Consider the following 21,222-nt stretch of genomic DNA (forward strand, 5'->3'; position numbering starts at 1 on the left):
AAATCTCCTTATTTTATGGTTTACAATCTTATGCCATTATATTAAATTCAGGCGTTTCTTTCAAGCCCTTTCTGAAAAATCGCCGGTTTCCGACGCTTTTTTGCCTTTCCCTTAATCGGACACGCTCAAGGTTTTAATAGGCTCTGGCGAAATAAGCCATCTTGTCGGCATGCTTACCACAGCATACGCAGGTGCCGTCGCCGATGACCTCCTGTTCGCCGTCAAAGGGAATACAGCGCAGCGTCGCGCCGGTTTCGTCGTGAATTTTGTCTTCGCAGGCCGGATCGCCGCACCAGTTCGCTTTGATGAAGCCGGGATTTTCCTTGAGGCGTTCGGCAAATTCCTGCATATCCTTTGCTGTGGATGTCTTGGCTTCCCGCGCCTTTAAAGCTTTATCGTAAAGATTTTTCTGGATGGCCACCAGCAGATCGGCCACATGGGCTTCAATATCGTCCAGCGAGACGGCCGTTTTTTCCCCGGTGTCCCGGCGCGCCAGCACACATTCGCCTCTTTCGAGATCCCTCGGTCCAATTTCAAGGCGAATCGGCACCCCTTTCATTTCCCACTGGTTGAATTTCCATCCGGGCGAATTGTCCGAATCGTCAAGTTCCGCTCTAAAAACCTTGCCCAATTGATCTGTCAGTTTCCCGGCGGCCTCCGCCACCCTAGGCTTATGTGCCGCGACGGGAATGATCACCACCTGAATCGGCGCGATCTTCGGCGGCAGCACCAGCCCGTTGTCGTCCCCGTGCACCATAATCAGCCCGCCGATCAGCCGGGTGGACACGCCCCAGGAAGTGTGATAGGGATTTTCCTGTTTATTTTCGCGGCTCAGATAACTGATATCAAAGGCTTTGGTGAAGTGTTGACCCAGATAATGGGAGGTCCCGGACTGCAGCGCCTGGCCATCGTGCATCAAGGCTTCAATCGTATAGGTGGCTTCGGCGCCGGCGAACTTTTCCTTCTCGCTCTTTTGGCCCACCACCATCGGAATGGCCATGAAGTCCTCGGTCACTTCCCGGTAAATATTCAGCATCTGCATGGTTTCTGCCCTGGCTTCTTCCTCCGTTTCGTGAAGGGTGTGCCCTTCCTGCCAGAGGAATTCCGATGTTCTTAAAAAAGGTCTTGTGGTTTTTTCCCAGCGGACCACATTGCACCACTGGTTGTATTTAAAAGGCAGCTGCCGATAAGAGTTGAGCCATTTGCTGTACATCGAGCAGATGATGGTCTCCGACGTCGGGCGGATGGCCAGCCGTTCGCCCAGCTCTTTGCCGCCGCCCCGGGTCACCCAGGCCACTTCCGGGGCAAAGCCCTCCACGTGTTCGGCTTCGGTCTGGAGCATGCTTTCCGGGATGAGCAGCGGGAAATACATGTTCTTGTGGCCCGTTTCTTTAAAGCGACGGTCAAAGGCTTCTTTGATGTTTTCCCAAATGGCATAGCCGTAGGGCCGGATGACCATAAATCCCTTGACCGGCGCATAATCGACCATCTCCGTCTTGGAAATCACATCCGTGTACCACCGGGCGAAATCCACGTCTCTGGGCGTGATGGCCTCGACCTGCTTACCTTTATTTTTTCCCATTAATCTTTCGATCCTTTCAGACTCCGTTTATTTTTTGCCGTTTTATTATATCACACTCCGGCCATTGTTCAATCCTATTATTCCCCGGGAATTTGGGCATCCAGCCAGGCGAGCACCCGCATAAAAGAGCGCGGAATTCGGGTGACCGCCGTCGCCAGGATGCTGCCGCGCAGCGCATTTTTAGATTTTTTAAGCTGTTCCAGCTGACGCGGCCGAATGCGGTGCATCCGCTTGCGCCCTTCGGCCGGCGTCAGGGTTTCGCCCCCCTGATGAAAGAGAAAGGCATCGATCTTCTGCAGCGTCTTAGCGCACCGGCAATAATCTTCCCATTCGAAATGATCGTACACATCGGCTTCAAAATCATCGCCGTCGGTAAAGAAGACATCTTTTTCGTTGCGGTAGGCCGGCCGCTTATCCCGATCGATAATGGCGACCGTCTGGATATCAAAGGCCTGATACAGCCGCATGCACCGGCGCAGGCTGTCCGCCCCGTCAAGCTTCACCAGGCCGATCCCGCGGGCATCCATATCCAACCCGTAGCGCTCGGCGAAAACGGGGAAGGCCCCGAACTCCGTGTCTCCCTCCACAAAGACGATGCAGTGGCTGAACATCGCCTCTTTCAGATAAATAAAATTGTGGAGCATGTGTTTATAAAGGCGGTAATCCATTTTGAGCGCCGCCCCGCAGACCACGGCGATCCGCAGCGAACGGCACGGCTGATGGATGCGGATAAACTGATGATAATCTCCCAGCAAAATGCTGGGCGAATGGGTGGCGATAAAAATCTGTCCCTTCAGCGCGTCGATGCCGGTCGTCGCTTTAAAACGTTCCCGAAAGGCCGCATCGCCGCCGGTGACCATGGCCTCTAACGTCTTGATCAATCGGCGCTGTCGGTAAGGATGCAGGTGAATCTCCGGCTCGTCTAAGATCATCACCAAGGGCAAGCAACGCTGCCCGGTTGCGTCTGTGCACACGGCCGCCGCCTGTTTTTTGGCGATGGCCACGATGCGCCGCTCCAGATGGGCCGCATACCAAAGCTTCCCGGCTTCCGTCCCGTCCATATCGCTGCGGGCATTGGTCAGCCGCGCCGCCGCATCGTAAATCACCGGGATTTTCGGCTTCTTGGCTTGGATGGCGCCATCGCATTCCCAGGTGCAACTCGCCGCTGCCGCCGCATGGGCCTGCTGCACCGTCATCCGACACACCATTTCGCCGATGGCCAACTCCATCTGCACGCACAAGGGTTTTTCAGGGTCTTCAAAATCTTTAGCCTCGAAGGGCGCCTCCGTCAACAGATGGTGCAGCAGCTCCAGCACGTTGGTTTTGCCGATATTGTTTTCGCCGATTAAAAAGTTAACCGCCGGGTCGAAGGTGAGCGTTTGATGCGAAAGGTTGCGGTAATTCTCAATCAAGTTGATGGCGCGGATAAACACGAAAAAACTCCTTTCATTTGCTTTGGTTTTCAGATCCTCATGATTGTTTTTATTGTATGCCCCGATTATTTAATTTATATTTATCTTCTGCCCTCGGCGGCCGCTCCGCCTCATTTCGGGCAATAAAAAAGCCCATGCTGTGCACAGGCTTTTTTCTTCATCTTAATCCGATTATTTGAGTTCGACCGTCGCGCCGACTTCTTCGATCTTGGATTTCATTTCTTCGGCTTCTTCTTTGGCCACGCCTTCCTTGAGGGGCTTCGGTGCGCCGTCGACCAAAGCTTTCGCTTCTTTCAGGCCCAGACCGGTCAGTTCGCGGACCACCTTGATGACTTTAATCTTCTGATCGCCAACAGAAGCCAGAACGACGTCGAAGTCGCTCTTTTCAGCAGGCGCTTCGCCGCCGGCAGCAGCCGGCGCAGCAGCAACCGCCACCGGAGCGGCAGCGCTAACGCCGAATTCTTCTTCTAAAGCAGAAACCAGTTCGGATAATTCCATCACAGACAGCGCTTTAACGTCTTCAATTAATTTTTCAACTTTTTCGCTCATTGGTATTCCTCCAAATTTTAATTTAATAACATGTGTTTCAGGCGGCGACTAAGCCGCTTCTTCCCTTTTCTGATCGGCAATCTGACCTAAAGCGACAACCAAACCCTTGATGGTTCCGTTGAGCACATTGACCAGACCCGCAATCGGTGCATTCAAACCTCTCAAGGTCATCGCGACCAGTTCATCGCGGCTCGGCATCTTCGCCAATTGGCCGACGCCGGCAGCGTCGATCACCTTGCCTTCAACCACGCCGGCTTTGATTTCCAGCTTTTCGTGATCTTTGGCAAAATCCGCCATCAGTTTAGCCGTTGCGACCGCATCACTTTCACAAAATGCAATCGCGTTCGGGCCTGTCAGTGAAGGCAACAAACCTTCCAGCCCCGCTTCCTGAGCGGCAAAACGCATCATGGCATTTTTGTAGACCTTATATTCGACTCCCTGTTCGCGAGCCTTGCTGCGCAGCTCTGTTACTTCCGCAACATTCAAGCCGCGATAGTCCACAACGACAGCACCCTGAGCGTTTTTCATCTTTTCGGCGATTTCGGCGACAATCGCCTTTTTTGCTTCGAGATTGGGCATTGCAATTCCTCCTTTTTTAGATTTTTACAAAAATCAGATTCAGAAGGTTACACTTCCGTCAGTGACGTTTGCTTTGCATAAAATAAGGCTTTCTCCACATAGGTGAAGAAAGCCTCTTAATCCTTAAGCTTGCCACACCCTCGGCAGGATATTTGAACGCCGGCGCTCGCCGTTGTCCCTGCTGTCTATGGATGACTTATTAAAGCTTGTTCAGTTTATCATCCCGTTTGGGGAATGTCAAGCCTTTTGTCGAACCTTGAAATTAGATTCTCGCCGTGTTGATTTTAACCCCCGGGCTCATCGTCGACGCCAGGGAAACACTGCGGAAATACTGCCCCTTGGCAGCAGCCGGCTTCGCCTTTTTCAGGGCATCCAGCATAGCGCCGATGTTTTGCATCAGCTGTTCTTCGCCAAACGATGCCTTGCCGACAATCACGTGGATGATATTCGCCTTGTCCAGACGATATTCCACTTTACCGGCCTTGGTGTCTTTAACCGCTTTGCCAATGTCCATGGTGACGGTGCCGGATTTCGGATTTGGCATCAGGCCCTTCGGCCCGAGCACGCGACCCAAACGGCCGACTTTACCCATCATATCCGGCGTGGCGATGAGCACATCAAAATCGAACCAGTTTTCTTCCTGGATCCGCTGAATGTATTCATCTTCACCAAAATAATCGGCGCCGGCTTCCTCCGCTTCTTTGAGCTTGTCGCCTTTGGCCAAAACCAGAACTTTCACTTCATTCCCGGTGCCGTTGGGCAACACGACGGAGCCGCGAACCTGCTGATCGGCGTGGCGCGAGTCAACCCCCAACCGGGCGTGCAGTTCGATGGTTTCGTCAAAATTAGCGGTCGCCATTTTCTTGACCTGAGCCACAGCGGCATCCAGATCAAACAGCTCAGACTTGTCATAAGTCTTCACGTTTGCTTGGTATTTTTTACCTTTTTTCATTTTTCCTCCTGTGGTCTTAACGGATAATCTCCTCCCACTTAAGGTTCTTCTTCAGATTCAATTGATCTCGGCATAATGCCGATAATCGCGGTTTTATTCTTCGACGACAATCCCCATGGAACGCGCGGTCCCGGCAACCATCCGCGCTGCGGAATCAATATCCGCTGCGTTGAGGTCGGGCATTTTTGTCTGAGCGATTTCGCGAACCTGATCCATGGTCACCGTTGCGACCTTGTTCTTATTCGGTTCACCGGAAGCTTTGTCAATACCGGCGGCTTTCTTGAGCAGAACGGCTGCCGGCGGAGTTTTTGTGATAAATGTGAAGGAATGATCCTGGAAAACGGTGATGACAACCGGAATGATCATCCCTGCGTCATTGGCTGTCTTCGCGTTAAATTCCTTACAAAAACCCATGATGTTGACACCGTGCTGACCCAAAGCCGGGCCGACCGGCGGCGCCGGGGACGCTTTCCCGGCCGGAATCTGCAATTTAATCAGTCCGATAACTTTTTTCGCCATAGCGACACCTCCTCTATAGACTCGACGGCTGCGCCCAGAAACGATTAAAACTGAGCCGCCCGTCGGCGGTAAGGTTTGGATGCCAAAGGCATCCTGATTTGAAGAATATCTTGCCTTAAGTGTTTATTTAAAGGCCGTCTGACGGCCAATAAATCATTGTGTTTTCTCAAGTGCCCATCCAATGCTTTATAAGGACTTGAGCTTTTCTGCCTGATCAAAATCAAGCTCAGTCAGCGTTTCTCGGCCGAACACCGACAGGTTGACTTTAATTTTGGATTTTTCCAGGTTGATAACCTCCACTTCGCCGGCCATGCCTTCGAAGGGGCCATCAATAATTTTAACTTGATCGCCGACCGCCAGATCAATTTCGACCTGCTGTCTTCTGATTCCCATTTTCCGCAGTTCCTCTGGTGAAAGCGGAACGGGTTTCGATGCCGGCCCGACAAATCCGGTGACGCCTCGGGTGTTTCGAACAACATACCAGGAATCGTCTGTCATGTACATCTGAACGATAACGTAGCCGGGAAAGAGTTTTTTCTCCTTGATGACTTTTTTGCCGTTTTTCGTTTCGACGACGTCCTGAGTCGGCACTTCCACCTGAAGGATCACATCCTCCATGCCTCGATGCTCGACCGTCGCTTCGATGCTGGCCTTCACTTTATTTTCGTAACCGGAATAAGTGTGAGCGACATACCATTGCGGTTTGTCATTATTTTCGTATTCCATTTGCGTTCCTTATTGATAAAGCTGAGGTTATTTGCCTAAGAAAAGCGCCGCCAACGCGCCGAACCCGGTATCTGCAATCCAAGTCAGCAGGGTGAAAGCCACCACGATCCCCGCCACCACTGACGTGCTTTTTACCAATTCGTCCGTCGTCAGCCAGTTGACTTTCTTCAACTCGACGACCACTTCTTTAAAGAAGAGGACGATCCGCTGAAAGACATTAGGCTTGCGGTTTTTCTTCGCAGCCGCTTTTTGAGCGGCCTTCTTTTCTTTGGATTTCTGAGCAGCGGCCTTTTCATCAAATTTCGAATCTTTAATCGGTGCTTTCTTGATTTTAGACGGTTCCGCCTTTTCTTTGGCTTCCGATTCGATTTTGGTTTTTTGTGAGGCGCGTTCCCGGGCTTCATCCATTTCAGCAGCAAACGCCTTCGCTTCCTTGCGTTTGGCTTTCTGTTCCAGTTCAGCCTGTCTCGCGGCTTCCGCCCGGCGTTCCTGTCTGTTTTTCTTTTTTTTTCGCCATGTTTCTCCCTTCGTGCCCGCGGGCACAGGTTCACTGAAGCTTAGCGGGTTTCTTTATGCACGGTGTGCTTCTTGCAGAACGGGCAGTATTTTTTTAATTCGATACGATCCGGATTATTCTGTTTGTTCTTCATCGTATCGTAATTGCGCTGTTTGCATTCGGTACATGCCAATGTAACCTTCTGTCTCACGATTCTACCTCCTGTGTCCCGGTTTTCCCGGCCTATTTTCCTTTGACGGGCTCAAATGGCGCAAAGCGTCATTCGATCGCTGCGAGGTGTGCGGCCCGCAATAAAAAAAGGCGGCCCGCCTTTACTTTTTTATTATAACAGGCGGCCGCAGCCTTTTCAAGTTTTTTTTATGGTTTTTCACGTTCCGGCATTTAAATGGCGCGGCCCATCTGAAAGCAGTCTTTGGTGTGCCCGTCGATCTCGACAATGCCGGGAAAAAGGCCCCAGGGTTCGAAGCCGAACTTTCGCGCCAGGCTCAGCGACGGCAGATTGTCTTCAAAGATGATCAACATCAGATGTCTATAGCCCAGCGTCCGGCACCGCGTGATTACCCGATCCATCAAGACCGTACCGATACCCTGATGCTGATAAGCCTTGTCCAGATAATAGCTCAGCTCGCAGGCCTTGGAAAACCCCTCCCTGCCGGAGCGATAAGCCGTGACCGCCATCCAGCTGACCACACGGCCGTCCACTTCGGCCACAAAAATCGGATGGCGCTCCGTGCGGTGTTCGGCAAACCAGGGCACGCGCTTTTTTCGTGTGACCGGCGTTAAAAGGGCGGTGACGCGCCTGTCGGCAATCGCCATATTCAAAATATCCAAAATGCGCTGTTCGTCCTTCTCTTCAAAAAGCCGCACCCGCACTTTTGTGTTCTCACGCTGCCCTTTCACTTTCCGTCCTCTTTGTCGTCTTTTCCCATCCGGCGCCCATCTGGCACTCAGGGTTTGCGATCAATGCCGTTTTTCCAGGCGATGATGATCGTCGCGATAAACAGAATGCCGACTGGCACCGCAACCGGCACCCATCGCGACAGCACCATCCCGACGAGCCAAAGCAAGGCCGGCAAAACGAGTGCCAACGCAATCAGCAGGGCAATCGCCAGCCATCCCCCTCGATGCGGATCCATCGGCCTTACGCCTCGTCCAAATCGTCTGCGGCATCCGCTTCCGCCTGATCGTAATAAGCGGCGATGGCCTGGGTCCCGCATTCGCCCATGCCGCGGCGTCGCAGCGCCTTATACATCGTCCGCACCGTTTCAAGCACCAACAGATGAATATCTTTCGCGTCGGATTCATTGCCGGCAATGGTCAAATCCTTGATCATATGCTTCACATAAAATCCCGGATCGTAATCCCCGGCGGCCATCTTAGGGGCAAGGTTAGCCATTTGCCAGCTGCCGGCGGCCCCGGCGCCAATGCTGCCCAGCATCTTATCGATGTCAAGTCCCATCATCTGGCCGTACTTCACCGCTTCACAGACCCCGGCCACCGTGCCGGCAATGGCAATCTGATTGGCCATTTTTGTGTGCTGGCCGCTGCCCGGACCGCCTTCATAAATCACCTGGCTGCCCATGGCCTTCAAAAGGGGCTGCGCCTTTTCAAACGCCGCCGGATCGCCGCCCACCATAATGGACAGCGTCCCGGCTCGGGCGCCCACATCGCCGCCGGAGACCGGCGCATCGAGCGCCGAAAGACCGGCCATCGCCGCTTTTTTCGCAATCCGCACGGACAAACTCGGGCTCGTGGTCGTCATATCGATGAGCAGCGCCCCGGCCGGGGCCGCTTCGATGATCCCCGGATGCGCTTCCTCACCAAAGTAAACCGACTCGACATCTTTGGGAAAGCCCACCATCGTGATCACCACTTCGGCGTCAGCTGCCGCTTCCTCAGCCGTTTCGGCCCAGCGTGCACCCTTCCGAATGAGCGCCTCGGCTTTTGCCTTCGTCCGATTATAAACCGTCAGATCGTGGCCTGCCGCCATCAGATGGCCGGCCATTGCCCCGCCCATTACACCGGTGCCAATAAATGTTATTTTCATCAGATTCACTTCCTTATTTGTTGACCAGGCCATCGCATCCCTATTGCCAATGCAATTTTCACCCGATTTTTCATTTTTTCATTATTTATATTTCGCCATTATATCCCAGCTTTCCTTAAATTAAAAGCCATTCCAAAAAAGAAAACCCTCTCATTGCAAAAGTTTTTGGCCTGTGCTAAAATAAAAAAAATTTAAGTCCCCGTAGCTCAGCTGGATAGAGCGACCGCCTCCTAAGCGGTAGGCCGGCGGTTCAAATCCGCCCGAGGACGCCAGAAACAAAAAAGAAGCTCCGATTGGAGCTTTTTTTAATGTCTGTTCCCCATTCTTTGAGCTTTCTCATAATTCGGAGGGTTTTTCAGCCACCAAATGCAGCCGAAAGCCCTTGCGCTTTTCCAACACGACAGGTTCAAGACCCGCCTTTCGACAAAAATCAGCCACCTGATCCAACCGATAAGCGCGGACATCCCCATGTCCCAGCAAGTTGGCCAGGGGCATCTCCGTGTGATTTATCAGCCAAAGCAGAGGCCTTGCCGCGGTATAATCCCGCAAAATAAGGCGGCCGCCGCCTCGCAGCACCCGATAAACCCCGTCAAAAAAGCGCTGCGGATTAGGATAATGATGAAAACTATTGGCACAAATCACCGCATCGAAAGAAGCCGTCTCAAAGGGCAAGTCCTCACTGTCCCCGACGACAAACTGTGTGTTGGGCAACGCCTTTTTCTGCGCGACGGCAATCATCCGCGGCGTGAGATCGATCCCCGTGTAATGTCTGTCCGGATAAGCTTCGACGAGCCGTTCGATCATCGGCGCTGTGCCGCACCCGACATCCAAAAGATCATGAAATGTCTTTTGTTCAAGTTCCTCTAAAATCGGCAGGTAATCGTCTTTACACAGTTCGTAAATTCCCGCATTCTCGCTGTCATAAATTTCAGCGGCTTTTGTAAACTCTTTGATTGACAAAGTTTTATATGCACGAGCATCCATGTTATCTTCCCCCTTTCAAATATCACAATGCTTTAATTTAGACCATGCTAACTTTTTTTGATACGATAGCACGTTTCTCACTGCATTGCAAGGGGGGATTACTTATTTTACAGAATTCCTGAATCGCAAGCCTTTTCCGTTGTCTTTTAGCGTTTGCCTAATCGCAATCGACTGATCTCCCAGCAAATGATTCCGGGTAAACTATCGGCAAAAACTCTTTTTTCACTTCTGCATCCACACCAACAGCCGCATCGGCAGCAGCTTCGTCATCAGGCGCAGCAACTTTATCGCCGTCCCATAGACAGACACCGCCCGGCCGGCCATCGCGTCGCGGTAGGCCTTGGCGGCCACCTTCTCGGGATCGGCCATAAAGCGATTTTTAAACGCCGCCCGCCGGTGTACCTTCTCTGCCGTTTTAAAGAAGGCGGTGCGCACCGGTCCCGGGCAGACCGCCGTCACCGAGGCCCATGTTAAGCCCCAATTTTCATTTCTACTCACACGCCTCTTGCGAGGCATGACGAAATGGAATTCTTTCTCTGTAAATTTCTTCACAATTTCTACTCACACGCCTCTTGCGAGGCGTGACTTAAAATGCGCCATAATTCCGGCGTTTTCTGCCGGATTTCTACTCACACGCCTCTTGCGAGGCGTGACAACGCCTTTATGAAACTGTCACCGACCACACAGATTTCTACTCACACGCCTCTTGCGAGGCGTGACATAAGTAGCGATCGGCTTGTCATTGTTGACGATATTTCTACTCACACGCCTCTTGCGAGGCGTGACAAAACGATGAAGCCCATTGCGAAACAGAATATGAATTTCTACTCACACGCCTCTTGCGAGGTGTGACTTTGCCCTCGTCCGCGTTGATGTATTCATCGTAATTTCTACTCACACGCCTCTTGCGAGGCGTGACTTCTGCCACATACTTTTTTAGCGCTTGCCCTTCGATTTCTACTCACACGCCTCTTGCGAGGCGTGACACAGACGCGAAGACGCAGCTCAACGCAGCGTTTAATTTCTACTCACACGCCTCTTGCGAGGCGTGACGATTAAAGGGATCACAGTCACCCTCATCACCAAATTTCTACTCACACGCCTCTTGCGAGGCGTGACTGAAATGAATGCGGATCAGTTAGCGGAGTTGGAAATTTCTACTCACACGCCTCTTGCGAGGCGTGACTTGTTTTTTCATCGCTTTCGATCGGTCTTGATCATTTCTACTCACACGCCTCTTGCGAGGCGTGACATACATGGTGTCATGTATAATATAGACATAAGATAATTTCTACTCACACGCCTCTTGCGAGGCGTGACCGCCGACAACGCTAACCGGCGGCAGTTGGCAGACATTTCTACTCACACGCCTCTTGCGAGGCGTGACAGGGCGGAGCAATTAACCGTGTTATTAGCATTATTTCTACTCACACGCCTCTTGCGAGGCGTGACGCGCCTCGGGCGTTGTGCCAGTCTCGATTGCCTGATTTCTACTCACACGCCTCTTGCGAGGCGTGACTTGGCGTCCACCAACCCAGCCGCTCTCTCGCAAATTTCTACTCACACGCCTCTTGCGAGGCGTGACCCGATGACGAAAAGTCAAACGTTGAGAGAAGAAATTTCTACTCACACGCCTCTTGCGAGGCGTGACAAGGCTATACGCTGTATGACCACAACTCAAATAATTTCTACTCACACGCCTCTTGCGAGGCGTGACGCTATCCGTGGCGCCCTATATAGATCCGGCGTCAATTTCTACTCACACGCCTCTTGCGAGGCGTGACCCATGCTTTATGGCGAAGATGAAGAAGCTTGCATTTCTACTCACACGCCTCTTGCGAGGCGTGACACGGCGTTCCAAAATTAATCGAGGGAATGCCGAATTTCTACTCACACGCCTCTTGCGAGGCGTGACACGGCGTTCCAAAATTAATCGAGGGAATGCCGAATTTCTACTCACACGCCTCTTGCGAGGCGTGACGCGACCTTCGAGAAAGGCGACAGCGGCATCAAGAATTTCTACTCACACGCCTCTTGCGAGGCGTGACCGGGTAGCAATCCAGTTTATGGACAGTTTTCGCAATTTCTACTCACACGCCTCTTGCGAGGCGTGACACGCCGGCCCCCGAAAGGGGGCCAATTAAAATTGATTTCTACTCACACGCCTCTTGCGAGGCGTGACAAAGATATGGCGTTGAATTTAAATTCTGTAATAAATTTCTACTCACACGCCTCTTGCGAGGCGTGACAAAGATATGGCGTTGAATTTAAATTCTGTAATAAATTTCTACTCACACGCCTCTTGCGAGGCGTGACTATCGTCTTGGCGTTCGTCGTATAAACAGCCACATTTCTACTCACACGCCTCTTGCGAGGCGTGACAATGATGGAATCACATATGATTGCATCGTTTTTAAATTTCTACTCACACGCCTCTTGCGAGGCGTGACCATAGCCACTTTCGACGGCGAAGAGCGCTTTAAATTTCTACTCACACGCCTCTTGCGAGGCGTGACCCGTGCGAAAAACTACCGATTGTACCGAAAGATGATTTCTACTCACACGCCTCTTGCGAGGCGTGACTGGTGGATTCGGGAGCACAGGAAGGTAAGCATGAATTTCTACTCACACGCCTCTTGCGAGGCGTGACTGGTGGGATTTTTTTATTGCTGTTTTTCCAAAAAATTTCTACTCACACGCCTCTTGCGAGGCGTGACGAAAACTTTAGCCGCCTGCCCGCAGCTCGGCCGAATTTCTACTCACACGCCTCTTGCGAGGCGTGACTCTATGTTTACCACGGTTCTAATTTCGCGATGCAATTTCTACTCACACGCCTCTTGCGAGGCGTGACGTGCGGACGGCGAGTTCGGCGCAGATACCGAAAATTTCTACTCACACGCCTCTTGCGAGGCGTGACTAAGATTTTTTTATATTCTTCATTGCGAATTGTAATTTCTACTCACACGCCTCTTGCGAGGCGTGACGGTCCGGAGGATGTGCATCAAGTGCTTGCTGGATTATTTCTACTCACACGCCTCTTGCGAGGCGTGACGTGAATGTAACGTCTCTGTAAACTTTATTGACAAATTTCTACTCACACGCCTCTTGCGAGGCGTGACATGCACTGATCCGCTCTGCGTTGTAGTCAAAACTTATTTCTACTCACACGCCTCTTGCGAGGCGTGACAGCATGCCTAAGTTCCGCGTATCCTGGTATAAAAATTTCTACTCACACGCCTCTTGCGAGGCGTGACGTATCTTGGTGTTGGCATTATCAACGGTATTCCAATTTCTACTCACACGCCTCTTGCGAGGCGTGACCGAGTGTTCAAGTTATTACGACTTGAGCGACGAAATTTCTACTCACACGCCTCTTGCGAGGCGTGACGTCGGACAGTTCGACGCATTCCGCTGGGGCATTCAGCATTTCTACTCACACGCCTCTTGCGAGGCGTGACCAGCGGGCTTGAAATTCTTTGTGATTACAAATGAATTTCTACTCACACGCCTCTTGCGAGGCGTGACCCAAGGTCTACCATCGACTGTGCAATCGGTAAGAATTTCTACTCACACGCCTCTTGCGAGGCGTGACCACAGGTTCAACCACTCAGCCGCCCAATCGCGAAATTTCTACTCACACGCCTCTTGCGAGGCGTGACACCCGGCCAGCATGTAAATGCAATCACACTTTTCATTTCTACTCACACGCCTCTTAACAAATGCATTCATTGAATAATCATTTCTACTCACACGCCTCTTGCGAGGCGTGACTGATTTTTTTGGCAGCATGCCAATTCAAGTGATTATTTCTACTCACACGCCTCTTGCGAGGCGTGACAATCAAAATGAAATATGTTGTCACAAGATTTTGATTTCTACTCACACGCCTCTTGCGAGGCGTGACACGGCTCTTAACAAATGCATTCATTGAATAATCATTTCTACTCACACGCCTCTTGCGAGGCGTGACCTTACTTTCCGAAAAACACATGTTTTTGTATTTAATTTCTACTCACACGCCTCTTGCGAGGCGTGACTTAATTGGGGCGGTTGCCCGCCCCACACTTTTAATTTCTACTCACACGCCTCTTGCGAGGCGTGACCCATATCACCTGCGTTGTTCGCTCCAATGTATAAATTTCTACTCACACGCCTCTTGCGAGGCGTGACTAAAATTGGAGGTAATATATGACAAAAACATCAAATTTCTACTCACACGCCTCTTGCGAGGCGTGACGGGCACGCCCCAAAGCAATACCGGCGTTTTCAGCATTTCTACTCACACGCCTCTTGCGAGGCGTGACCTTTACCTTCTCGTTGAGTGATGCCGCCCCGTAATTTCTACTCACACGCCTCTTGCGAGGCGTGACGGGAATCGGAAAAGCGCTGATGGCGACGATCACCGATTTCTACTCACACGCCTCTTGCGAGGCGTGACTTGAACTCCAAAATGGTTTTAGCCTGCTCTTTGCATTTCTACTCACACGCCTCTTGCGAGGCGTGACGCCGCCGTTTACCTTTACGGTGGCAGAAAGTTAGATTTCTACTCACACGCCTCTTGCGAGGCGTGACAAGATCATTGAGGGCAATTACGCGAACCGAGGCATTTCTACTCACACGCCTCTTGCGAGGCGTGACCAATCTGCTCCTCGGCGCGTCGGCCTTTGCCATATTTCTACTCACACGCCTCTTGCGAGGCGTGACATCGCATGCGGACACGTTTTGCTGGCCAAAGAATTTCTACTCACACGCCTCTTGCGAGGCGTGACCGCGCAAAGCTCACCACGACGCAGGCCGGTTTTATTTCTACTCACACGCCTCTTGCGAGGCGTGACGCCAGTCTCACTGCCATCTGGATTTTGATGCTCAGATTTCTACTCACACGCCTCTTGCGAGGCGTGACAGCCGGATCGTGACGCTGCCGCCCTAATAATTCCTCATTTCTACTCACACGCCTCTTGCGAGGCGTGACTTTCCCCCTTGACGTCGCCATGGACACTAAAGTAATTTCTACTCACACGCCTCTTGCGAGGCGTGACGCGTGTACCAGGCTGGCCGACCATGGATAATGTAATTTCTACTCACACGCCTCTTGCGAGGCGTGACTTGCGTGCCAAGCGGTGTTTTTCCCCAAAAACAGATTTCTACTCACACGCCTCTTGCGAGGCGTGACGAAGAAGCATGAAGAATATTTGACGCGGGATAAAATTTCTACTCACACGCCTCTTGCGAGGCGTGACATGGGATACCGAAAAGCATTAGAGTTCTTAGTCATTTCTACTCACACGCCTCTTGCGAGGCGTGACGCGGCATCTGGGGCGGGCAGCGCGGCATTGTTCATTTCTACTCACACGCCTCTTGCGAGGCGTGACCTGCGGAATATGCCGAGATGCATCATCGAAGCAAATTTCTACTCACACGCCTCTTGCGAGGCGTGACGAATCGCGTGTGGGCATGTTCTTCTGGCCGAAGAATTTCTACTCACACGCCTCTTGCGAGGCGTGACATGAAGAACACGTTGATTTCTTCCTGTGCGAAGATTTCTACTCACACGCCTCTTGCGAGGCGTGACTTGGTCCCATTGGTTTGGAATGCAACCAGCAAAATTTCTACTCACACGCCTCTTGCGAGGCGTGACTTGAACGAAATCATCTAATCGCAGAATATAAAATTTCTACTCACACGCCTCTTGCGAGGCGTGACCTACTGCCCGTCCCATGTAAACTATTTCAAACGAAATTTCTACTCACACGCCTCTTGCGAGGCGTGACCGAGACGCTGTTTAAAAACAATGCCGACCGCGTAAATTTCTACTCACACGCCTCTTGCGAGGCGTGACAACCGCCGGCGCCGGAGATACCGCGCAAGTCATGATTTCTACTCACACGCCTCTTGCGAGGCGTGACAACAAAGCCGAAGCTTTGCGCAAAGCTATTCGATTTCTACTCACACGCCTCTTGCGAGGCGTGACATGAATATCTCAGCGCAGGCAGCGGCAAACCTCATTTCTACTCACACGCCTCTTGCGAGGCGTGACTTCTGGGATCACGGCGCCACAAAGGCAAACCTCCATTTCTACTCACACGCCTCTTGCGAGGCGTGACTTGCCTCGGCCCATCATTGTAAAAAATTCATTAATTTCTACTCACACGCCTCTTGCGAGGCGTGACCTATGCACCGTCGGCATTGACTATGCCAGTATGCATTTCTACTCACACGCCTCTTGCGAGGCGTGACGCTAATGTTACCTACATGGACGACAACGCGAAAAATTTCTACTCACACGCCTCTTGCGAGGCGTGACCAGATTAAAGACCATATCAACAACATGGTCAAAGATTTCTACTCACACGCCTCTTGCGAGGCGTGACAAATCTTTAAATGTTTGTGAGTAGGCTTCAAGCAATTTCTACTCACACGCCTCTTGCGAGGCGTGACAGATTTGGATTTGAAACGGCGCTAGAACAGTTTAATTTCTACTCACACGCCTCTTGCGAGGCGTGACCGCGAAAGGCTTATCCGCTGACGGCATCGTTGGAATTTCTACTCACACGCCTCTTGCGAGGCGTGACTTCGCGGACTTTATGACGACGCAAGTTGCGCTCATTTCTACTCACACGCCTCTTGCGAGGCGTGACACAAGGAACATGTAGATTTCTTCCTGTGCGAAGATTTCTACTCACACGCCTCTTGCGAGGCGTGACGGGTGGATTTCTGTTATGACGGCGTTCCCAACTGCATTTCTACTCACACGCCTCTTGCGAGGCGTGACGCGCGAAAGGCTTATCCGCTGACGGCATCGTCGGAATTTCTACTCACACGCCTCTTGCGAGGCGTGACGACCAGCAAAAAACCGTTCGGGCAGTCGAGATTAAATTTCTACTCACACGCCTCTTGCGAGGCGTGACTGCCCTTCGTGGTGCATTTGTATGGTCAAACCGATTTCTACTCACACGCCTCTTGCGAGGCGTGACACTATCATTTTTTTTGCGACAAATAGTTCCGACGAATTTCTACTCACACGCCTCTTGCGAGGCGTGACATTTTGGAAGGACGAATGCACCGATACGGTCCACATTTCTACTCACACGCCTCTTGCGAGGCGTGACTGGCTCCATGTATAATATAGATATAAAATAAAGAATTTCTACTCACACGCCTCTTGCGAGGCGTGACCAGACGTGGCGAATGTACACTCAAAATCTGGCCAATTTCTACTCACACGCCTCTTGCGAGGCGTGACCGCGACCATCGTCAATAACAATGCTCACGATCATTTCTACTCACACGCCTCTTGCGAGGCGTGACTGGGGGGGTATCATGGAAGAAGTTGAAATCATTACATTTCTACTCACACGCCTCTTGCGAGGCGTGACGCCAATTTGGTTTTGATGCGCGAATCCGGCCTCATTTCTACTCACACGCCTCTTGCGAGGCGTGACCTGCCAATTTTGGATACTATAGCTTCCCACGCCGCATTTCTACTCACACGCCTCTTGCGAGGCGTGACTGGAAATCGGCGACGGATGGGCTGGCGGGTAAATTTCTACTCACACGCCTCTTGCGAGGCGTGACGGTGGGATTTTTTTATTGCTGTTTTTTTAAAAAATTTCTACTCACACGCCTCTTGCGAGGCGTGACCATGTTGGACACATCCACAACAATTGCCAATGCATTTCTACTCACACGCCTCTTGCGAGGCGTGACAAATGGGAAAGGTGGTTGAATGTTTCGCGAAAGATTTCTACTCACACGCCTCTTGCGAGGCGTGACACGGAGGGACGAACATGGAAACTGTGAATCAGATTTCTACTCACACGCCTCTTGCGAGGCGTGACTATTTTTGGTCCATTGTCCGCCAAGTAATTAATCATTTCTACTCACACGCCTCTTGCGAGGCGTGACGGTGGTGCGACCGTCGCAACGCCACTGAAAGAAAATTTCTACTCACACGCCTCTTGCGAGGCGTGACCCGAGGCAGTTATTAGCGAACTGGAACTTTACGGCATTTCTACTCACACGCCTCTTGCGAGGCGTGACACGGGAAGCAATCCAGTTTACGGACAGCTTTCACATTTCTACTCACACGCCTCTTGCGAGGCGTGACCCGTTGCCCTTACCGTAGTCAGGATGAGCAAAACCTATTTCTACTCACACGCCTCTTGCGAGGCGTGACGGCCAGATCGTTCGACCCGTCCAGAACCGACGTATTTCTACTCACACGCCTCTTGCGAGGCGTGACATGCTTATCAAGTCGCGTGATCGACACGCCAAAGTGATTTCTACTCACACGCCTCTTGCGAGGCGTGACGATTGCCGGACAAGAACTGTCGGTACACGTTGCAATTTCTACTCACACGCCTCTTGCGAGGCGTGACGGCCCCAAAGCACACGCCTTTTCCGCCCGCGAAAATTTCTACTCACACGCCTCTTGCGAGGCGTGACCTGGGGAACAGTATCCGCAACGCCGTGGAGCGATTTCTACTCACACGCCTCTTGCGAGGCGTGACAGATTATGCGCAGCAGGCAGTGGCAGTACTGGAATTTCTACTCACACGCCTCTTGCGAGGCGTGACGTTGCCCATCGTGAACGTGCCGCCGTCAGCAATTTCATTTCTACTCACACGCCTCTTGCGAGGCGTGACCCGTGGATGATCTCGATACCACCGCCTCCAGAAATTTCTACTCACACGCCTCTTGCGAGGCGTGACCCGGAAAACCGCTGCCGGCGTTAGTGGTACTTTATTTCTACTCACACGCCTCTTGCGAGGCGTGACCGCAGTCGATCTGGCTCAAGGCAACGCGGACAACATTTCTACTCACACGCCTCTTGCGAGGCGTGACTTTCTGGGACGGCGAACAAGAGTACGGTCAAGAAATTTCTACTCACACGCCTCTTGCGAGGCGTGACGGGGTACGGGATGCAGTTCAGATGGCAGGATTCAGATTTCTACTCACACGCCTCTTGCGAGGCGTGACGCGAGCGATGGTGATCGTCGCGCGTGATTAAAAAAATTTCTACTCACACGCCTCTTGCGAGGCGTGACTTGCGGCACCGAAAGAGCAAGCCTGTGACGCGCATTTCTACTCACACGCCTCTTGCGAGGCGTGACCCGAATGCTTAGCGCGGGCCCGGCGAATCGGCTGGATTTCTACTCACACGCCTCTTGCGAGGCGTGACGGCAACATATTGTGATTCTTTAGCTATATATTGCTATATATTGTTTTTTTGTTTTTAATTGCTTCAATTCGTGGCCGAATATTAGATTTTTGGAACTTAAAAGTCGGCGAACATTCCGCTATTTTCTCATCATCGGGGGTTCGCCTGTTAAACAATCATCACGCCTTCCGGATCATATGTCGCTTTTGCGCCAATATGTTCTACCCGCTTTTGCCAATGATTGCCCAGATAATAAAATCTCAAACTATCCTGTTCCTGATCAATGAGCCGAATAAGCTGATCTTTCAATTTCATAAATGTCGAATAGTCCAAATCCGCTTCAAATACAGAATTTTGCACACGCTGTGCATGATCCTGACAGGTTTTTGCTACCTTGCGCAAGCGTGTTTTACCACTGGTATCCGCCGTTGCCACATCATAACTAATTAAAACCATCATCACCATCACCCTTTCTTTTATTAATCCGTTGACTATTTTGCCAAAAAGCAAGGATAATCTTTCAAATCACCGCGAATATATTTTGCCAATAAGTTCGCCTGAACATAGGGCAGCAGGCCAAATTGGATTTTCTGCTTTAAGAAAGGATGCTGCATGGTGGTTCGTTTCTTTTCCTGCCACTTCGTCAAAACTTTTTTTCGTCCATCCTCATTGAGCCAAACAGCTCCGGAAATTTGCCGTTCGAAATCTTTTTCTCCGACAATTTTCAAATTTACTATGGTTAGCACAAATCTCTCAACAATGCATCGTGCCTCTTCCACCAAATCACAAGCTAATGATGCCCTTCCGCTTCGCAATGTATGATAATAGCCAATCGCACTGTCAAGTCCGACCGATTCTAATGCCGCCGCATATTCTGTCGTCGCCAAGGTATAAACAAAAGACAACAATGCGTTGATTGGATCCAATGGCGGGCGCTTATTTCGATATTGAAACACAAACGGAACGGTTTTGTTGATAATCAGTTGCCCAAAAACCGAAAAATACGCTCGAGCGCAATTGCCCTCCACGCCCAGCAACATCTCTGCACTGTTTGCCGCATAGGCCGAATCAATCCCTTCTTTTAAAACGGCCACGGCTTTTTGCAGCGCCTCTGATTGCCGCAGGCGCGCATTATCATGCTGGGTCCGTTTAATGACTTTGATGGAATTGGCAAATTTAGCCGCCATCGTATGTTGAGCAAGCATCAGCGACTGCACGCGGAAGCAATCGATTTGCGCTACTCTAAGAAAGACGTTGCCCTTCGTCTCTCCCGATAGTTTGGCTTGAAATTTCCCTCGCGGAGAAATAAAACTGATGGGAATTTTTCGCGATACGCAAGCCCCCATTAAAGCCGGAGAACAACCGACATAAGCAAAAGACACAATCGCTTCGATATTGTCAAAGGGAACACGAAACACTTGTTTGCCCTCGATGCGGCAAACGATATTGCCGCCATCCAGTTCAAGATAGGCCTGTTCATTGGTGACATACAAGGTATTGAGTAATTTTCTCATGTTTCCTCCTCAGCCAATTGATGAATCTCCCGCCGAAGATCCCAGAGCCGCTTGCGCGTACCCGGCAGGCAAATGTCCTTAATCGAACACCCGCCGCAAAATTGTTTATCGCGAATCGGCGGAATATCTCCCGTTGTCAAATGTCTGCGGATCGCTGTAAGAATCTCCTGCATTTTTTGTTTATACGCATCATAGTGCTCCCGAATCGGCAATAGAACGCGTCGCTTGCTGTCCGCATAATAAATCACCGCATCGCAATCCGTTTTAAAAATCGCATCCACGCAAACCTTTTGCGCGAACACCTGCATCATGTCCTCGGGATGATAATTCTTGTCCTTCGGCTGATGCGGTTTGTATTCCACAATGGTCATCGGTTTTCCGATCAAATCCTCAAGACTTTTAGCAGAAGCAGAAGTTTCCAAACAATCAGCATAACCATAAATTCCCCAGCCATCATGATACAAGGGCACCGATGTGAACACATGTTTATTTTTTGCCGTATAGCCGCTCTTGGCATCATGCACTCGCTGGTGAATCAAATTGGCCCTGGTCACATAATAATTTTCCGACCAGACTTTATCAATTTCCAAAAGCCCCCAACGGTGCGGACAATATAAATAGTGCTGCAGTGATCGAATTGAGATACTTTCCTCATTCATC

17 protein-coding genes, 1 tRNA gene, 1 CRISPR repeat array and 1 other annotated feature are annotated in these 21,222 nt (G+C 51.1%); of the genes, 1 reads left to right on the plus strand and 17 read right to left on the minus strand.

Going from position 1 to position 21,222, the window contains the following annotated elements:
- Positions 1-133: 133 nt before the first annotated feature.
- The 12 genes from proS to HMPREF0721_RS07130 all read right to left on the minus strand — a co-directional run bounded on the left by proS (position 134) and on the right by HMPREF0721_RS07130 (position 8,937).
- Complete coding sequence (gene proS, locus HMPREF0721_RS07075; protein WP_006598983.1) at positions 134-1,582, minus strand: proline--tRNA ligase; 1,449 nt, start codon at positions 1,580-1,582, stop codon at positions 134-136.
- A 77-nt stretch (positions 1,583-1,659) separates the two neighbouring features.
- A complete protein-coding gene (locus tag HMPREF0721_RS07080) occupies positions 1,660-3,015 on the minus strand; it encodes an ATP-dependent nuclease (protein ID WP_006598984.1) in 1,356 nt (451 codons plus the stop codon).
- 171 nt (positions 3,016-3,186) lie between these two features.
- A complete protein-coding gene (rplL, locus tag HMPREF0721_RS07085) occupies positions 3,187-3,564 on the minus strand; it encodes a 50S ribosomal protein L7/L12 (RefSeq protein ID WP_006598985.1) in 378 nt (125 codons plus the stop codon).
- 48 nt (positions 3,565-3,612) lie between these two features.
- Positions 3,613-4,143, minus strand: a complete 531-nt coding sequence (gene rplJ / locus HMPREF0721_RS07090; protein WP_006598986.1) for a 50S ribosomal protein L10 — start codon at positions 4,141-4,143, stop codon at positions 3,613-3,615.
- Between the two features lie 72 nt (positions 4,144-4,215).
- Positions 4,216-4,352 (minus strand) — a sequence feature (ribosomal protein L10 leader region).
- A 53-nt stretch (positions 4,353-4,405) separates the two neighbouring features.
- Positions 4,406-5,095 (minus strand): 50S ribosomal protein L1, encoded by a 690-nt coding sequence (rplA, locus tag HMPREF0721_RS07095; protein ID WP_006598987.1) that lies wholly within the window; start codon positions 5,093-5,095, stop codon positions 4,406-4,408.
- 93 nt (positions 5,096-5,188) lie between these two features.
- Positions 5,189-5,614, minus strand: a complete 426-nt coding sequence (rplK, locus tag HMPREF0721_RS07100; protein ID WP_006598988.1) for a 50S ribosomal protein L11 — start codon at positions 5,612-5,614, stop codon at positions 5,189-5,191.
- Positions 5,615-5,800: 186 nt separating this feature from the next.
- Entirely contained in the window at positions 5,801-6,340 is a 540-nt protein-coding gene (gene nusG / locus HMPREF0721_RS07105) for a transcription termination/antitermination protein NusG (RefSeq protein WP_006598990.1), read from the minus strand.
- Positions 6,341-6,367: 27 nt separating this feature from the next.
- On the minus strand, positions 6,368-6,883 hold the full coding sequence (secE, locus tag HMPREF0721_RS07110; protein ID WP_006598991.1) for a preprotein translocase subunit SecE: 516 nt from the start codon (positions 6,881-6,883) through the stop codon (positions 6,368-6,370).
- Between the two features lie 14 nt (positions 6,884-6,897).
- Complete coding sequence (gene rpmG, locus HMPREF0721_RS07115; protein ID WP_006598992.1) at positions 6,898-7,047, minus strand: 50S ribosomal protein L33; 150 nt, start codon at positions 7,045-7,047, stop codon at positions 6,898-6,900.
- 191 nt (positions 7,048-7,238) lie between these two features.
- Complete coding sequence (locus HMPREF0721_RS07120) at positions 7,239-7,757, minus strand: GNAT family N-acetyltransferase (protein WP_006598993.1); 519 nt, start codon at positions 7,755-7,757, stop codon at positions 7,239-7,241.
- 47 nt (positions 7,758-7,804) lie between these two features.
- The gene (locus HMPREF0721_RS07125) at positions 7,805-7,993 is read right to left on the minus strand and encodes a hypothetical protein (protein WP_006598994.1); all 189 of its coding nucleotides are present in this window, start codon (positions 7,991-7,993) and stop codon (positions 7,805-7,807) included.
- A 5-nt stretch (positions 7,994-7,998) separates the two neighbouring features.
- Positions 7,999-8,937: an NAD(P)-dependent oxidoreductase gene (locus HMPREF0721_RS07130; protein WP_006598995.1), complete on the minus strand. Its 939-nt coding sequence runs from the start codon at positions 8,935-8,937 to the stop codon at positions 7,999-8,001.
- A gap of 162 nt (positions 8,938-9,099) precedes the next feature.
- Between HMPREF0721_RS07130 and HMPREF0721_RS07135 the strand changes: the two genes are divergently transcribed.
- Positions 9,100-9,176: transfer RNA gene (locus tag HMPREF0721_RS07135), tRNA-Arg, on the plus strand.
- Positions 9,177-9,240: 64 nt separating this feature from the next.
- Here the strand turns inward: HMPREF0721_RS07135 and HMPREF0721_RS07140 are convergent.
- The 5 genes from HMPREF0721_RS07140 to cas4 all read right to left on the minus strand — a co-directional run bounded on the left by HMPREF0721_RS07140 (position 9,241) and on the right by cas4 (position 21,221).
- Complete coding sequence (locus tag HMPREF0721_RS07140) at positions 9,241-9,888, minus strand: class I SAM-dependent methyltransferase (RefSeq protein WP_006598996.1); 648 nt, start codon at positions 9,886-9,888, stop codon at positions 9,241-9,243.
- Positions 9,889-10,110: 222 nt separating this feature from the next.
- A complete protein-coding gene (locus HMPREF0721_RS11860; RefSeq protein ID WP_207635242.1) occupies positions 10,111-10,347 on the minus strand; it encodes an SDR family oxidoreductase in 237 nt (78 codons plus the stop codon).
- Positions 10,348-10,374: 27 nt separating this feature from the next.
- Positions 10,375-19,069: a CRISPR direct-repeat array (repeat unit 33 nt; unit sequence ATTTCTACTCACACGCCTCTTGCGAGGCGTGAC).
- A 147-nt stretch (positions 19,070-19,216) separates the two neighbouring features.
- Complete coding sequence (gene cas2, locus HMPREF0721_RS07145; protein ID WP_040640375.1) at positions 19,217-19,507, minus strand: CRISPR-associated endonuclease Cas2; 291 nt, start codon at positions 19,505-19,507, stop codon at positions 19,217-19,219.
- A 32-nt stretch (positions 19,508-19,539) separates the two neighbouring features.
- Entirely contained in the window at positions 19,540-20,562 is a 1,023-nt protein-coding gene (gene cas1c / locus HMPREF0721_RS07150; RefSeq protein WP_006598999.1) for a type I-C CRISPR-associated endonuclease Cas1c, read from the minus strand.
- The gene (gene cas4, locus HMPREF0721_RS07155; RefSeq protein WP_006599000.1) at positions 20,559-21,221 is read right to left on the minus strand and encodes a CRISPR-associated protein Cas4; all 663 of its coding nucleotides are present in this window, start codon (positions 21,219-21,221) and stop codon (positions 20,559-20,561) included. The genes cas1c and cas4 overlap by 4 nt, the downstream gene beginning before the upstream one ends.
- Position 21,222 lies beyond the last annotated feature (1 nt).

The organism is Pseudoramibacter alactolyticus ATCC 23263 (assembly GCF_000185505.1).
Classification (GTDB): Bacteria; Bacillota; Clostridia; order Eubacteriales; family Eubacteriaceae; genus Pseudoramibacter; species Pseudoramibacter alactolyticus.

What these genes read in the sequence shown, in the direction of transcription:
- proS (WP_006598983.1), bottom strand. Translation starts at nt 1,582, where the DNA reads ATGGGAAAAAATAAAGGTAAGCAGGTCGAGGCCATCACGCCCAGAGAC.
- rplL (WP_006598985.1), bottom strand. Translation starts at nt 3,564, where the DNA reads ATGAGCGAAAAAGTTGAAAAATTAATTGAAGACGTTAAAGCGCTGTCT.
- rplJ (WP_006598986.1), bottom strand. Translation starts at nt 4,143, where the DNA reads ATGCCCAATCTCGAAGCAAAAAAGGCGATTGTCGCCGAAATCGCCGAA.
- rplA (WP_006598987.1), bottom strand. Translation starts at nt 5,095, where the DNA reads ATGAAAAAAGGTAAAAAATACCAAGCAAACGTGAAGACTTATGACAAG.
- rplK (WP_006598988.1), bottom strand. Translation starts at nt 5,614, where the DNA reads ATGGCGAAAAAAGTTATCGGACTGATTAAATTGCAGATTCCGGCCGGG.
- nusG (WP_006598990.1), bottom strand. Translation starts at nt 6,340, where the DNA reads ATGGAATACGAAAATAATGACAAACCGCAATGGTATGTCGCTCACACT.
- HMPREF0721_RS07125 (WP_006598994.1), bottom strand. Translation starts at nt 7,993, where the DNA reads ATGGATCCGCATCGAGGGGGATGGCTGGCGATTGCCCTGCTGATTGCG.
- HMPREF0721_RS07130 (WP_006598995.1), bottom strand. Translation starts at nt 8,937, where the DNA reads ATGGCCTGGTCAACAAATAAGGAAGTGAATCTGATGAAAATAACATTT.
- HMPREF0721_RS07140 (WP_006598996.1), bottom strand. Translation starts at nt 9,888, where the DNA reads ATGGATGCTCGTGCATATAAAACTTTGTCAATCAAAGAGTTTACAAAA.
- cas2 (WP_040640375.1), bottom strand. Translation starts at nt 19,507, where the DNA reads ATGATGGTTTTAATTAGTTATGATGTGGCAACGGCGGATACCAGTGGT.
- cas1c (WP_006598999.1), bottom strand. Translation starts at nt 20,562, where the DNA reads ATGAGAAAATTACTCAATACCTTGTATGTCACCAATGAACAGGCCTAT.
- cas4 (WP_006599000.1), bottom strand. Translation starts at nt 21,221, where the DNA reads ATGAATGAGGAAAGTATCTCAATTCGATCACTGCAGCACTATTTATAT.